Raw genomic sequence first — 16,055 nt, 5'->3', positions numbered from 1 at the left:
GTAAGTAGATGGGGAAAATTCGCAAACTCGATGATCAACTCTCTAACTTAATTGCGGCAGGGGAAGTAGTAGAGCGCCCTGCCTCAGTTGTAAAAGAACTCGTGGAAAATTCCATCGATGCGAATAGTACATCTATTGAAATCCACTTAGAAGAAGCTGGGTTATCGAAAATTCGCATCATTGATAATGGAGATGGCATTGCAGAAGAAGATTGTATCGTTGCATTTGAACGCCACGCAACGAGCAAAATTAAAGATGAAAATGATCTATTTCGTATAAGAACGCTCGGTTTCCGTGGAGAGGCCCTGCCGAGTATTGCTTCTGTAAGTGAATTAGAATTAATCACAAGCACCGGTGATGCGCCTGGTACACACCTTATTATTAAAGGTGGAGACATTATAAAACAAGAGAAAACGGCGAGCCGAAAAGGAACAGATATCACAGTACAAAACTTATTCTTTAATACACCAGCGCGCCTTAAATATATGAAAACTATTCATACAGAGCTTGGTAACATTACAGATATCGTGTATCGTATTGCAATGTCACATCCCGAAGTATCGTTAAAACTGTTTCATAATGAAAAAAAATTGCTTCATACATCAGGAAACGGTGATGTAAGACAAGTACTTGCATCGATTTACAGCATTCAAGTTGCGAAGAAGCTGATTCCGATTGAAGCTGAGTCTCTAGACTTTACCATTAAAGGTTATGTAACATTACCAGAAGTAACGAGAGCGTCTCGTAACTATATGTCAACGATTGTAAATGGCCGTTACGTTCGAAATTTCGTATTAATGAAAGCAATTCAGCAAGGATATCATACGTTACTGCCAATCGGACGATACCCAATCAGCTTCTTATCAATTGAAATGGATCCAATGCTTGTTGATGTAAACGTACATCCAGCAAAATTAGAAGTACGCTTTAGTAAAGAACAAGAATTGCTAAAGCTTATCGAAGAAACATTGCAAGCTGCATTCAAAAAAATACAGCTCATTCCAGATGCTGGTGTAACAACGAAGAAAAAAGAAAAAGATGAAAGTGTGCAAGGGCAGTTCCAGTTTGAGCATACAAAGCCGAAAGAACCACAGGTGCCAAACATCGTTTTACCGACTGGCATGGATGAGAAACAAGAAGAAACAACGACTGTGAAACAACCAGCACAACTTTGGCAACCGCCGAAGCAAGAATGGCAACCACCACAGTCACTCGTAAGAGAAGAACAAAGTTGGCAGCCATCTAATAAACCGATAATCGAAGAACCAATTAGGGAAGAAAAATCATGGAACAGTAACGAAGAAGACTTTGAATTAGAAGAATTGGAAGAAGAAGTCGGGGAGATAGAAGAGATTGAAATGAACGGTAATGACCTACCACCGCTTTATCCAATTGGACAAATGCACGGAACATATATTTTCGCTCAAAATGATAACGGGCTATATATGATTGACCAGCATGCAGCACAAGAACGTATCAATTATGAATACTTCCGTGATAAAGTGGGACGAGTTACGCAAGAAGTACAAGAACTACTTGTACCGTACCGTATCGATTTATCTCTTACCGAATTTTTACGTGTTGAAGAGCAGCTAGAAGAACTGAAAAAAGTCGGTCTATTCTTGGAGCAATTCGGCCATCAATCCTTTATTGTTCGTTCGCACCCAACGTGGTTCCCAAAAGGACAAGAAACAGAAATTATCGACGAAATGATGGAGCAAGTTGTCAAACTAAAAAAAGTTGATATTAAAAAACTACGAGAAGAAGCAGCCATCATGATGAGCTGTAAAGCTTCCATTAAAGCAAATCAATATTTAACGAACGATCAAATATTCGCTTTACTCGAAGAACTTCGTACGACGACAAACCCATATACATGTCCGCATGGAAGACCGATTCTGGTGCATCATTCTACTTATGAGTTAGAGAAGATGTTTAAGAGGGTTATGTAGGGGAAATTGCTTTTTTCTAAAATGTTTTGGATTTAATAAAGATAAAGTTAGATTAAAAAGGGAGCAACAGTAATTAGTTGCTCTCTTTTTTTATGTAGATTTGTTATTGTTCAATGAGTGTGAAGCAGTTTAGTTTTGAAATAAGAATTGGAAAGAGTATTTAAGAGGTTATAACGGTATGTTGTTTTTTAGTATGTATTCATTTTTGAAGGAATTACTTTCTTGGCTATGGTTACTTTATCCTGTTATCAAATCCTACTAAGAATAAAAAGAGCGCGGTATATCAGCACCTTTAAAAAGGAAAGTTTTCCAGTAAACTCTCCTTTTTAAAGGGTGTGTGAGCTGTAAAATCAAGATTTAGACACTACTTAAATCGTAACTGTGCATGGTCGCAATGATGCTCTATAGAATTATTTATGTTTGTTATTATTTATTTTTTCGGTATATAGAACTTTTTCTTTGTAATGTTTTGTTATTGGGAAATTATGTGTACCTGTGCCGTTTTTGTATTGTTTATAAACTGGGTTTTTTATGGGGATTGTTGTAGTTTCGGTAAATTCATATGGGTAATTTATTTTAGATTTATCTTCAAACATGAAAATGCCTCCTTTTTAGGATTTCCTAAATTCTTTACTATAACATGATATGCATATATATTTTTTTGGACTAGTTATTTATATAGGTTAATAGAATTTAATTACATAAATGCTGAAATATTTTAAAGGAAACAATTCGAGAAAGATATTGTATTGATAGCCGTTGAATACTATTGTTGTTTTTTAAGTTGTCGTGATGTATCTGAAATTCTGAAGAGACGTGGCATCTCGGTTCATCTAACAACCATTATTTGGTGGGTTCTTTTATTTATCAGCGAAGCAAACGTCGCATACATATTCATTATAGATTGTTTTTATAATGTACTCTATATGTGATGTTCCTAATAATTTAATGTAGTATAGTATACTCGTATTAAGCTATTAGGAACATTTAATGTTGTCTCACAACTGAAAGGGAATTGAAAAAAAACTGAAACTTTTCTCATAAAAATTCAATCTTACTTGAAAAATGAAAGGAAAATGAAATTTTCCAAAAGGAATTCTTTGTTAAGATAAAAAGCATACATACAAAAAAAGTATTGACATATGGAGAAAAATGTATTTTTCAAGATATAGTGGGGGAAAAGATGAGATTAGAAAAACAATTAATAAAAAAGGTGTATTATGAAACATTCCTAATGGAGAATGAAACACATCCACCTCTTCAAGTACTTGGAGAAGCTTATTTAAACGAAGAAAAAAATGAGATTTCCGATGGATCTTATATTCGTTTTGCACAAGGTGAATTTTATTATCACCATCAAGATTTTGAAGCAGCTATTTTTAAATGGGAGAAAGTTAGTAATGAATTAGCACCATGGGCACAAAAAAATATTGCGGATGCTTACTTCGAACTTAACCAATTATCAGTTGCTGAAAACGTGTATACTTCCATTACTACTGATAACAAAATACTGATGACCGAAATTGTACTGCAATTACTGTCTCTTTACATCGAGCAAAATAATTTTGATTCAGCTTTCGCTGTTATAAAAGAAGCGGTTTCTTTAAATCCCGATTATCCAAACGTCACAACAATTGCACGTTCCTTTTATGAAGAACAGCAAGATTTTGATAGTGCAGTAGAGCTTGCTGTGAACGAGTTAATTCGAACAGAATCTTATCCGTGGTTTGAGGTTCTAAAAGAATATATCGATAAAGGATTTACTAAAAATATTTCACCAGACTATTTTTATAAAGTATTAGTTACATTAAATAATGTAGATCAAGTACAATTTACGCAAATTGTTTCATCACTTTGGCACAGCTATAAAGATGAACAAAATTACTTATTATGGCTCAACACAATAAATGAATTTTTCATACATATCGAAATACATTCGTCCGATATATGGGACGAAATTTCTTCTCTTTACGAAGAAACATACTTTGAATTAATTCAAGGTCAATATATGCTTAGACAATTACACGATATTATTCCAAATCTGTTAACAAATTGGTTAAAGGTAGTCAATCCCTCTCATGCTGTATTTCCATCTGCAGCAGTATTGGCATGGGATGAGATTTTTCCTTCCAAAATAGATTCAGCGGATATAAAATATGCGGAAAACCTACTGTCATATTCTATTAATCATGTGAATGGTTTAGAGTATAGTTTACATCTTTTTGAATCTATTACAGGGTGGGCACAAGAATATGATTTAGAAATGGGTCACCGATTTAGCTGGTTAGTTGGCGAGCTTGCAGATTTAAGAACAAATCGCCTATTAGTAACTGGAACTTCAGGAAACGGAAAAGCTTCATTTATTAACTCTATTTTAGGAGAAAATATATTAGAAAACTCAATCTCAAATGTAGTTGTTTTTAAAAATGACGCTTATACAGAAATTAACGCTATAACAGATTCGGAAATTACAACAACTGAGAATTTCTCTGATTTCCATAACATGATGTCTCTACACCGTCAAACATATAGAGATAGAGCTTGTGTTGAATTTAAATTACCATGCAGATTTTTAAGTAAAAACAAACTTACATTCGTTGTTACACCTAGCTTTAATAGGAACAATGACGCGAAAGATGAGGTATTTGAATATTTAAATTCTACAGATGAATTATTATTCGTATTGAATGCGGATTCACCTTTTACTGACAAAGAACGTGACATTCTATTAAGTATTCAAGAACATACACCAAATCTACAAGTTCATTTCTTATTAAATAAAATCGATAATATTTACAATGAAGCAGAAGCAAAAAGAGTTGTACAAGATACGCAAGTGAGAATAAATACATATTTCCCTAATGCAAGAATTTTCCCTTATTCTTCGTTATATACAAATAGTAAACAACTAAACGATTTAACTGAGTTTATTCATTTTAACTTTAACCATAAAAATATCGATGCAGAACGTAATGAAAAGCTATTGTTTTTCATTCGAAAAACAATTACATATCTTTTGGATAAACGCGTCGAGAGGGAAAACAATCTAGTGGATTCTATTAATTGGAATGAAGATATGTTAGTTAAACTAAATGGTTGTATTAATAACCTTACTGCTTTTGAGAAGGACAAAATTCATTTAATTACAGAATCATATCGTACAATGAAAAACGAAATTACTAATGATCTTACAGAACATATTCCGAAACTATTGCAGAGTTGTTCCGATTTAATTAGTGAAGAAAGCGATTTTGGTCACATTGATATTGAACTAAACACAGCGATGAATGAAAGAGTGCAACAATATCTAGAACAAACTGTATTACCTAATCTTGCTCGCTCTATGCAAAATTGGATTGCGACTTCTAATAACGAGCTCCTTCAAAGTCAATTGTACTTAGAAGAAACCAGTGAAGGACTTAATTCTTTATTTGGAGAAAATCGAATACAGTTAGAATGTGACTTTAAAGTAATTGATGATTGGCGCAGAGATACTGATAGAATGACAACTAGAATACAAATGGAAGAAGTAAATATTTTACGCCGATTTACACCAGCACAATTTTTACTGAAAAGTGCCGGTAAATTATTTGGAGTTCTTCCTAAAAATAAAGCTATGCTATATAACAAATACAAACAGTATTTAGAAAATGAAGATTATACCGATGTAACGGCTTCTATTATGAAGAAGTTTTTCTTGCAATTTGAGCTGTTTGAAAACACACAAGAGCGGGATATTAATATGTTCTTTAGAAATCCATTTGGTGCGTTGGAGCAAGCTATAGAAAATACTCATTTAGAAATAAAAGAAAAACAAGATAAGCTGCATAAAATGAAATCAAACCCTGAAGTTTATCATGATCCTATAAAGCTCTTTGAATTGAGATTACGTCAATGTGAAGTAATCTTGAATATAGGTGAGGATAATTCCTATACAGATTTATCTTTAGAAACAATCATAGAATAAACGTAAAGTAACTCCAAAATATACAATGAAAGTTGATTTTGGAGTTGTTTTTTGTTTACATCTGTATAATATGTCAGGTCTTTTTTAATATTAAATTGCATCATGTGTTATAAGAGAGTAAAAAGGGAGCAACTGTAGTTAGTTGCTCCCTTCGCATATATAGATTATTTTTCAGTTTCTTTAATTTTAGTTTTTACTTCTCCAGTTTTAATTTTATTACTTTCTGAGAAACGTAATAAATCGCCTTCAATAATTTTGTCAGACATTCGTAATTCATTTTGTGCACGGTTAATCATTTCTTGAGCTTCTTTTTTTGGTAAATCTACAACCTCACCTGTTTCTCGATTATAAAAAGTATGATTTGTATATGCATACTTGTCTGTAACGAAGCTACCATCACGGAAAACAACAAATCCGTTATATTCATCTGAAAACATATCATGACCAAAACGGATATCGTTAGTAGTATCAACCCCTAATAAATTTAGAATAGTAGGTTTCATATCGATTTGTCCAGTAGGCTTTGAAATGGTTTGACCTTCTTTTTGTCCAGGGACATGAATATATAAAGGTGTACGTTGTAAATTTAAAGTATCAAATTCTGTTATTTGATCTTTTTCTAAAAACTGCGCCATTGCGCGATTATGTTTTTCGGAAATGCCATAATGATCACCGTATAACACAATAATAGAATCATCATAAAGCCCCTCAGCTTTTAAACGCTCAATAAAGTTTTTAATTGATTCGTCTAAGTAACGAGCTGTTACGATGTAACGATCAAATACGCCATTACCAGAGTTATATGGTTCAATGAATTTTGTATCTTCATCATACGTAAATGGATAATGGTTTGTTAAAGTGAGGAAACGAGCATAAAATGGTTGATCAATTGTTTTTAATATGTCTACTGATTGATCAAAGTATTCGATATCTTTTAATCCCCAATTTAAATTTGTTTCTGGCGTAATCTTGTAATCTAGTTCATTGTAGTAACGATCATAACCAAGAGCAGAGTACATGATATTACGATTCCAAAATGTTGCGTTATTCGCATGGAATACAGTAGTGAAATAGCCTTGCTGACGTAAAATTTCTGGAGTCGCAGTATAATCGTTGTTACCGTGCGTGAAGAATACAGCTCCTCGATTTAATGGATACAACGATGTATCTATTAGAAATTCAGAATCTGATGTTTTTCCTTGACCAGTTTGGTGGGAAAAGTTATCAAAGTAATAGCTTTCATTTATGAATTCATTCAAGAACGGTGTAACTTCTTGACCATTGACGGATGCACCTATTAAAAAGGTTTGTAAGGATTCAAGAGTAACGACAATTACGTTTTTTCCTTTCGCTGCACCAAACATATTAGGATTTGGTTCACTTTGGTTTGCTTTTACGTAGTTTTCAGTTTCTTGTAATTTACTACTATCAGCAAGAGCCTTTTGTGATCCTGCTTTTACTTGCAGTGTTAAATCATATACTTGATGAGTATATAGTCCTAAATTTTTAACAAGCATTACTCGGTCGAAGGATCTCGTTAATAATTCAGGTCGCTCTTTTTCTGCAAGATTTAGATTCGCAAAAAATACAGCAATTGTTAAGAGAAAATATAACAAGCGTGCAGAATGAGTTACACGTCCTGTTTTAAAGACTATTGATCTCTTCTTTAACAAAATAAAGAAGAAAATAATATCTACGAATGCGAGTATAATTTTGTAGTTTAATATTTCTTTAATACTGCCGCCTAACTGTGTAAAGTTAGATGTTTGCCCAAGTACTGGCAAAGTAACAAAATCGCTATAAAAATCATAGAACATTACATTTCCAACGAGAACTATAGTTAATAAGAAATTAATACATAGCGCTATATAATTTCGTTTTTCACCAGTTGCAAATAATGCTAGTCCAACAAATGCTAATGATGCAGCTAGAGGGCTAATAAACAAAATAAGCTCTTGTGTAGAAGACTCAATTTTCAAATCAAAACTGAATCGCGTAATAAGATATGTTTTTAACCATACTGCTAAAGCAATTATTAAAACAAAGCTTATATTTTGCATTTGTAAATTTATTTTATTCTTCATTTTTACACCTTCTTTATCTAATTTATTTAACTAGAGTTATATATTATATTTTTATAACTATTAGAGTGTAATGAACCATTTAGATTATGTTTTCTAAAGGTAATAATTTGAAGTGTTCATATATATACAATGGGGAATTTTAAAGCGAAGTAACATAAATCTAATTTTTTTAGAAACGGAGCAGAAAAAGTCATAGTTGTTGTAGTGAAAGTGACTTATAGACATCCTAACATATTAAACACTATGATGATGTTACAAAATATCGAACAAATGAAAGTGGAAATGAATAGATGATTTTTAAACTATTGACATTTAATCGGTTAGAATTTTCAAAAAGTTAATTTAAAGTAAACGGTTATATTAATTAGTAGAAAACTACATTCTATATAGAATGTAGTTTTTCATGTGCTTTTAATATATCCCGTAAAATCATGATTCTTTGTGGGTTAATCATCAGCGGGGGAGGGATAATAATTTCGTTAAAGCTATTATTAGATAAGTAAAGTGTTGGTGAAACTTAAAACATTTGACTGGCATCTTAATTAAAGAGTTTAAATACCTGATAAATATTTTCCAACATACAGACCGCTTGCGGCTGCTTGAGATAATGAATGAGTGACGCCTGAACAATCTCCAATTAAAAATAGCCCATTCATACTTGTTTCAAAATGGTTATTGATTTTTATCGTAGGAGCATAGAACTTTCCATCAATTCCATATAATAAAGTATCTTGATCGATAGGTTCTTCGGTAAATTGTTCTAAACGTAATAAAAATGCTTTGAGCCCTTCAATATATAATGGAGGGATTTCTTTGTGCAAATCCCCAAAATCTCCGTGTAGTGTAGGTTGTATACGATTATGTTTCATATCTTTTTCCGTAGTAGGTTGTTTCTTTATTAAGTCCTCTAAGCGCTGTATAATAATCCGATCTCGTCCTTGGTTAATACTTTTAATAATTGAACTTGCGTATACATTTGCTTCTTTGAGAGTTGGAAAATAGCGCGGGATAAATAAAGTGAAATTTAAGTTAGGAGTGCCAGTTCCTTGCTCTCGAAAATTTTGGCCGTCAGGCATAACTAAACCTTCTTCGTACTTTCGAATAATGCGTCCTTTTGGATTCATACAGTAAGTAGTAGCTGTGAAATTTTCGCTTTGATAAGAAAGTTTCGTTTCGAAAGTATCCTTTAATATAGAACGTAATTGATGTTCTTTCATTTCTACTCTAATACCTAAATCTACACGTGTTTGCTCCTGAGGAATATTTAGAGAAGTACACATTTCTTTTAACCAATCCGCCCCAGAGCGCCCAGTTGCAAATACTAGTTGCTTAGAATGAACTATTCCTTGGTTTGTTTCTATTTTGAAATGATCTTTCTGTTTCATAATATGTTGTACATCTATATGAAATTGAATATTTATTTTCGTAAGTAAAAATTCATAGAGTTGCTGAAAAATGCTGCTGGAAAGTTTAGTACCCAGATGCCTTACTTCCGTTGTTAACATTTGTAAACCACACGCTTCAGCTCTCTTAGTGAGATTTAAATTTTCTGTAGAATATTTTGAAACTGAACTTCCGCCAAACTGACATAGAATTTCATCTACTTCAGCCATGAGGTGCATAAAACCTTCTTTACCTACTTTTTGCTCAAGTTCGCCTCCAAAGCCGTTTGTATAATTAAATTTCCCTTCAGACTTTCCTAAACCACCAAATCCGAAATATTTATCACATGCAGTACAGTTACATATTTCCCCTTGTTCTAAAGAGCAATTTCGATGTTCTAACGATTTGCCTTTATCAAGAATTAAAACCTTTTTGTTGCTTTTGGCTAATGTATAAGCCATAAAAATGCTACTCACTCCAGCACCGATAATTGTAATATCATACATATTTTTTCACCTGCTACCGAATAGTTTGTTTGCTATTTTCCTAGTGTATAACAATTTTACGAAGTTAAGAAATAGCTTGTATTAATAAAGTCATAGTTGTGGATTTGATGCTCTCTCAATTACTCTAAATGGTGAATGAGATACAACAGTTTTTTTATTTGAAAAGAGAGATACTTTTAAACAATCATTTTATCATAGGGTTAATAAAAAGCTTACATATAAAAAGAACAGACCTTTTAAGTAAAGAGGTCTGCTAATAATTTGAAATTAATTATAGTTTTATTACGTATCTTTATTTAGCAAAGACATGGTTACCTATGACTGCTACTGTTTGACGTGTAGTAATCCATTTGCTTGTTGATGTTTTCGGATTATAGAAATAAAGCCAATCAGAATGTATTCCATTTGTGGAGATAGCCTCTTCTACTGCCATCTTTGCTTCTGCACTTGCAGGCTGATTAATTCTTCCATCTGTAACAGGAGTAAATGCATATCCGTGTTTAATAGGTTCATAAATAACGCCTGTTATTGTATTAGGAAAACCTTTTGCATTTACACGATTTAAAATAACTTTCGCCACTGCCACTTTTCCTTTATATGATTCGCCACCTGCTTCAGCAGTAACTAAGCGTGCCATTAAGTCTTTTTCTTTTTCTGAAATACTTGAATTAATTTTTAAATGTTGTCCTGTATAAAGCTTGTTTCCGACTGTATTGTTAATTTGTTTTATAGATTGAACGGTAACATTGTAACGCTTTGCTATAGTTTCTAATGAATCTCCCGGCTGTACTTGATAAATAATTTGTCCAGAGATGTTCTTAGGGTTGTCATTTTGATGAACAGTGACCTCATTTGATTTCATGGATCCTGGAATATTTAACTGTTCACCAATAAAAGTTTGATCGTTTCCTTTATTATTTGCTTGTTTAATAGATTGTATTGAAACTCCATATTGTTTACTGATACCCCAAAGTGTATCATTCTTTTTTACTGTATGAATGGTGGAAGCCTCAGCTACACCTTGATTACATACGAATGTAATGGCTGCCGCAGATAAAGGAATTATATGTTTTATTTTTAATAATTTCATTGTAAATCCTCCCAATAAAAAATTAAGTTTTAACTGTTGAGTAATGTAGTTCAGAGTATATAAGATATGTATTTATATTTTAATATAAGTATATTAGAACGTATGAAATAAATAATCATTATAAGTTTTTTATTTATATCGTGTAGGACCCAAATATGAAATATTGCATATGAAAGCCCATTGAAGTTCATGTTGTTGATTACTATAATTTATCTAGTGGAAAGGGATTTTAAATTTTCCTAATGCATTGAGAATATGTGAATGCTTTTAAATTTTACTTCTATGCAATATTCCATATTTATGAAATGTTATTTATTAAGTAGCTTATATTATATTCAATAAGTTTGATGTAAAAACAGAAAAAGAGAGGAATAAAAATGAGCAATAAGAAGTTTATTTTGAAATTATTCATATGTAGTACTATACTTAGCACATTTGTATTTGCTTTCAATGATAAGCAAGCAGTTGCTGCTAGCTCTGGTAATGGGCTTGAAAACTGGTCAAAATGGATGCAACCTATACCTGATGACATACCGTTAACACGAATTTCAATTCCAGGAACACATGATAGTGGAACGTTCAAGTTGCAAAATCCGATAAAGCAAGTATGGGGAATGACGCAAGAATATGATTTTCGTTACCAAATGGATCACGGAGCTAGAATTTTTGATATTAGAGGGCGTTTAACAGATGATAATACGATAGTTCTTCATCATGGGCCACTATATCTTTATGTAACATTGCACGAATTTATAAATGAAGCGAAACAATTTTTAAAAGATAACCCAAGTGAAACGATTATTATGTCTTTAAAAAAAGAGTATGAGGATATGAAAGGGGCAGAAGATTCATTTAGTAGTACGTTTGAAAAAAATTATTTCCTTGATCCTATCTTTTTAAAAACAGAAGGGAATATAAAGCTTGGAGATGCTCGAGGGAAAATTGTACTACTAAAAAGATATAGTGGTAGTAATGAATCTGGAGGATATAATAATTTTTATTGGCCAGATAATGAGACGTTTACGACAACTGTAAATCAAAATGTAAATGTAACAGTACAAGATAAATATAAAGTGAGTTATGATGAGAAAGTAAAATCTATTAAAGATACGATAAATGAAACGATTAACAATAGTGAAGATTGTAATCATCTGTATATTAATTTTACAAGCTTGTCTTCTGGTGGTACAGCATGGAATAGTCCATATTATTACGCCTCTTATATAAATCCTGAAATTGCAAACTATATGAAACAAAAGAATCCTAAAAGAGTAGGCTGGATGATTCAAGATTATATAAATGAAAAATGGTCACCAATACTTTATCAAGAAGTTATAAGAGCGAATAAGTCACTTATAAAAGAATGAAGATTGTAATAGTAAGAAGCGATAAAATACATCGCTTCTTTTTTGTTTTCTAAAAATTAACATTAGGTATAGTTTTACATATCGTACTTTCATGATAGGAAAAAATCGAAACTTGCGATATAATTACACATATAAAATTTGTACCTATAAATTTTATATGTAGTAATAAATTTGATTTATTGTAATGAAACGGAGGTATATACTATGAAGTTTCCACATGATTTTTTATTCGGGGCTGCTTCAGCTTCTTATCAAGTAGAAGGTGCATGGAATGAAGATGGAAAAGGTGTTACGAATTGGGATGAGTTTTCAAAAATTCCTGGCAAAACATACAATGGAACAAATGGTGATGTAGCTGTTGATCATTATCATCGATATAAGGAAGATGTTCGCTTAATGGCTGAGATGGGATTAGAATCGTATCGCTTTTCTATTTCTTGGGCGAGAATATTGCCGACTGGAGATGGAGAGGTAAATGAAAAAGGAATAGAATTTTATAACAACTTAATTGATGAATGTTTAAAATACGGGATTGTACCGTTTGTAACTTTATATCATTGGGATTTACCTTTACCATTAGAAAAAGATGGTGGATGGACGAATAAACGAACAGCAGAGGCTTTCGTAAAATACGCAGAGATTTGTTTTAAAGCATTTGGTGATAGAGTGAAACATTGGATTACTTTTAACGAAACAGTAATGTTTTGTGGACTAGGGTATTTAAAAGGTGCACATCCACCAGGAATACAAAATGATGTTTCAAAGTACTTTCAAGCGACTCATTATGTATTTTATGCACATGCAAAAACAGTTGCAGTGTACAAGCAGCTGAAACAATATGGAGAGATTGGGATTACGCATGTTTTCTTACCTGCTTATAGTGTGGATGATCAAAAAGAAAATATACTAGCAGCAAATCATGCGAATGAATATGAAATGTATTGGTACTATGATCCAGTTTTAAAAGGTGAGTATCCGTCTTATGTTGTGCAGGAATTAAAGGAAAAAGGATGGACTCCTAATTGGACGGTTGAAGAATTAGAAATCATTAAACAAAATGCTGGAAAAAATGATTTTATTGGCTTGAATTATTATCAACCGATACGAGTAGAAAGATACGATATGGATATAAAGAGCGAGGAACATTCTCGAGAAAACTCAACACTTGCTCCGGGTAATCCTTCTTTTGATGGTTTTTATCGAACAGTTAAAATGGATGATAAAACATATACAAAATGGGGATGGGAAATATCTCCCGAAGGTTTCTTAGATGGATTGCATATGTTGAAAGTACGCTACGGTGACATAAAGATGTATGTAACGGAAAATGGACTTGGTGATGAAGATCCAATCATTGACGGAGAAATTGTAGATATTCCGAGAATTAAATTCATTGAAGAGCATTTAAAAGTAATGAAGCGTGCAATTCAAGAGGGAATTAATTTAAAAGGGTATTATGCATGGTCTGTTATCGATTTATTAAGTTGGCTAAATGGATATAAAAAGCAATATGGCTTTATTTTTGTCGATCATAATGATAACTTAAAACGTAAGAAGAAACTTTCGTTTCATTGGTATAAGCATGTGATCGAAACGAGAGGAGAAGAGTTATAACAGATAAAAGAGTATTTTAGGAGAAAGTGTATGCGTGCAAAGTATAAACAAATTGCAGATGTGTTAGAGCAAAACATTCGAGACGGGCTTTTTAATGAAACGAAAAAACTACCTACAGAAGAAGCATTGATGAATCGATTTGAAGTAAGCCGTAATACGATACGTAAAGTGATTAGCCAGCTTGTTAATAGAGGCTATATATTTCAAGTACAAGGTAGTGGCATGTTTTTACGCGAAACTTCTGTAACAGATTACATTAATCTAGGCAGTTTGCGTGGATTAACGAAAAACCTCGTTTCACAAAATATTGAAACGAAAGTGTTAGAGCTTGAAGTAATAGATGCGGAAGAAGAGATAGCAAAGCGGATGCAATGTGAAGTTGGAACTAGGTTATATTTTTTGAAGCGCTTAAGAATTGTAGATGGGAAACCATTCTCTATGGAAGTAAGTTATTTCAAAAAGGATATCATTCCTTATTTGAATGAAGAAATAGCATTAAGCTCTGTATACAGTTATTTCATTGAAGATTTACGATTAAATATTGGTTTTGCCGATAAAGTTATTAGTTGTGAAAAAGTAAATAAAGAAAATGCACAGCTTTTAGAACTAAATGAAGGTGATCCGGCGCTTCTTATTGAAAATACAGTTTATCTTGTAAATGGAACAATTTTCGAGTTATCTCAATCGATGTTTCATTATGAAAAGACCAAACTTCTGAATCGGATTAATTTCAAGTGAAAATGAATATAAATAATCCTGCGAAAAAGCAACTGGCCATAAGTGATCAGTTGCTTTTTATTTTTAAAGTGGATGAGCAAAAAAACACGAAAGTGGTTGGTCCGTTTTTTACAAACATCTATTATGATAAGAGAAGAAAGGTAGTATTTTATTGATACCTTAAGAAGGACATTTTATATGTATCTCCTTTGTTTAAATAGACTGGTTTTAGAGAGGTGAAAAGACAATGAGTTTTGCAATTTCACTAGTTGTTATTATTGTAGTTGTATCACTGTTTGGGACCGTACTAGTCGCACGAAATGTGGAAGAGAATTACGGTAAGTCTACAAAGAAGAATGTGAAAAATTTATCTGCTATCTATGTCATCCTTCTTTTAGGACTACTTGTGGGGGTTACATGGTATGCGGTCGTTATTTTATAGAGTTTGTATATGATGGAGGAGTTAATGTATTGATGAAAAATGAGCGCCACGTTTTAGTTGTTTTCCCGCACCCAGATGATGAGTCGTATTGTGTGGCTGGCACAATTTTGGCTTATACTGAGCAGAAAGTCCCTCTTACTTATGTTTGCTTAACACTTGGTGAAATGGGGAGAGCGATGGGGAATCCACCTTTTGCAACACGTGAATCTTTATATGCTATTAGAGAGAAAGAGTTAAAGCGAGCTACAAATATTTTAGGGATTGAAGATTTACGTATGATGGGATATCGTGATAAAACTCTTGAATTTGAAGAGCCTGGACAATTAAGAGGTCTGATTCAAAACTATATTGAAGAATTGAATCCTTCTGTAGTTATTTCTTTCTATCCTGGGTATGCAGTTCATCCAGATCACGATGCAACAGGGGAAGCGGTAGTAGAGGCAGTAGCTAATATTTCGGAAAGTAAACGACCGGTCTTTTATGCTGTAGCTTTTTCGAAAAATCATGAAGACGAAATTGGTCCTCCAGATTTTAAAAATGAAGTGACGGAATATGTTCCGAAAAAATTGGAGGCATTACGAGCACATGCATCACAATTTACAACTAAAGTGGATGAGCTGGAAAGAGAGTATGAAGAAGGTGTTCCAGAAACAGTTGAGTGGTTAGAAAGAGAACCGTTTTGGATATATCCATTCAAAGATAAGAATAAGTGATGCTATAACTGAAGGTGATGAATATGTATTTTGAATATAAGAATCGAAAGATTTTAAACAATATAGAAGGATCGGGTCCTGTCATATTGTTTAAAAATAGCGGGCACTTGCCTTATTTAGAACAGCCGACTAGCTTTAATATGACGGTAGAAACATTTTTAAATCATGCGCTTAATTAATACTATTGTTACAGTGAATACTGTTATTAGTGAGTAAGGTA

The 16,055-nt window shown here is 32.6% G+C and carries 11 protein-coding genes and 3 pseudogenes; 10 read left to right on the top strand and 4 right to left on the bottom strand.

The genetic code is table 11. The annotated features are described in order from the left end of the window. Positions 1-8 precede the first annotated feature (8 nt). Positions 9-1,952 (top strand): DNA mismatch repair endonuclease MutL, encoded by a 1,944-nt coding sequence (mutL, locus tag CQZ94_RS10880; RefSeq protein ID WP_105585411.1) that lies wholly within the window; start codon positions 9-11, stop codon positions 1,950-1,952. 410 nt (positions 1,953-2,362) lie between these two features. Here the strand turns inward: mutL and CQZ94_RS10875 are convergent, their stop codons facing one another. Then, entirely contained in the window at positions 2,363-2,548 is a 186-nt protein-coding gene (locus CQZ94_RS10875) for a hypothetical protein (RefSeq protein WP_105585410.1), read from the bottom strand. Positions 2,549-2,660: 112 nt separating this feature from the next. Between CQZ94_RS10875 and CQZ94_RS31700 the strand changes: the two are divergent. Both CQZ94_RS31700 and CQZ94_RS10865 read left to right on the top strand, forming a co-directional pair. Next, positions 2,661-2,809: pseudogene (locus CQZ94_RS31700) on the top strand (IS6 family transposase); the annotation flags it as partial. A 326-nt stretch (positions 2,810-3,135) separates the two neighbouring features. Next, positions 3,136-5,919: a dynamin family protein gene (locus CQZ94_RS10865; protein WP_105585409.1), complete on the top strand. Its 2,784-nt coding sequence runs from the start codon at positions 3,136-3,138 to the stop codon at positions 5,917-5,919. 164 nt (positions 5,920-6,083) lie between these two features. Here the strand turns inward: CQZ94_RS10865 and CQZ94_RS10860 are convergent, their stop codons facing one another. The 3 genes from CQZ94_RS10860 to CQZ94_RS10850 form a co-directional block, all read right to left on the bottom strand. Continuing rightward, entirely contained in the window at positions 6,084-8,003 is a 1,920-nt protein-coding gene (locus tag CQZ94_RS10860; RefSeq protein ID WP_105585408.1) for an LTA synthase family protein, read from the bottom strand. Between the two features lie 551 nt (positions 8,004-8,554). After that, entirely contained in the window at positions 8,555-9,892 is a 1,338-nt protein-coding gene (locus CQZ94_RS10855) for an NAD(P)-binding protein (RefSeq protein WP_105585407.1), read from the bottom strand. Positions 9,893-10,184: 292 nt separating this feature from the next. Beyond that, the gene (locus tag CQZ94_RS10850; protein WP_105585406.1) at positions 10,185-10,982 is read right to left on the bottom strand and encodes a cell wall hydrolase; all 798 of its coding nucleotides are present in this window, start codon (positions 10,980-10,982) and stop codon (positions 10,185-10,187) included. 377 nt (positions 10,983-11,359) lie between these two features. Here CQZ94_RS10850 and CQZ94_RS10845 point away from each other — a divergent pair, with 377 nt between their 5' ends. The 7 genes and pseudogenes from CQZ94_RS10845 to CQZ94_RS31175 all read left to right on the top strand — a co-directional run. Beyond that, positions 11,360-12,349: a phosphatidylinositol-specific phospholipase C gene (locus CQZ94_RS10845; RefSeq protein WP_105585405.1), complete on the top strand. Its 990-nt coding sequence runs from the start codon at positions 11,360-11,362 to the stop codon at positions 12,347-12,349. A 204-nt stretch (positions 12,350-12,553) separates the two neighbouring features. Then, positions 12,554-13,963, top strand: coding sequence for a glycoside hydrolase family 1 protein (locus CQZ94_RS10840; RefSeq protein WP_105585404.1), 1,410 nt, complete (start codon positions 12,554-12,556; stop codon positions 13,961-13,963). 30 nt (positions 13,964-13,993) lie between these two features. Beyond that, positions 13,994-14,701, top strand: a complete 708-nt coding sequence (locus CQZ94_RS10835) for a GntR family transcriptional regulator (protein WP_105585403.1) — start codon at positions 13,994-13,996, stop codon at positions 14,699-14,701. A 226-nt stretch (positions 14,702-14,927) separates the two neighbouring features. Beyond that, entirely contained in the window at positions 14,928-15,122 is a 195-nt protein-coding gene (locus CQZ94_RS10830) for a hypothetical protein (protein ID WP_105585402.1), read from the top strand. Between the two features lie 32 nt (positions 15,123-15,154). Continuing rightward, a complete protein-coding gene (bshB2, locus tag CQZ94_RS10825; protein ID WP_105585443.1) occupies positions 15,155-15,835 on the top strand; it encodes a bacillithiol biosynthesis deacetylase BshB2 in 681 nt (226 codons plus the stop codon). Between the two features lie 17 nt (positions 15,836-15,852). Further along, positions 15,853-15,927 (top strand): annotated as a pseudogene (locus CQZ94_RS32370) (alpha/beta fold hydrolase); the annotation flags it as partial. Continuing rightward, a pseudogene (locus CQZ94_RS31175) lies at positions 15,919-16,014 on the top strand (alpha/beta fold hydrolase); the annotation flags it as partial. The pseudogenes CQZ94_RS32370 and CQZ94_RS31175, both read left to right, overlap by 9 nt. Positions 16,015-16,055 lie beyond the last annotated feature (41 nt).

This window comes from Bacillus sp. MYb209 (assembly GCF_002975175.1).
GTDB lineage: Bacteria > Bacillota > Bacilli > Bacillales > Bacillaceae_G > Bacillus_A.
The sequence above is the reverse complement of the archived record's forward strand: the minus strand, read 5'-3'. Positions and strand labels throughout refer to the sequence as shown.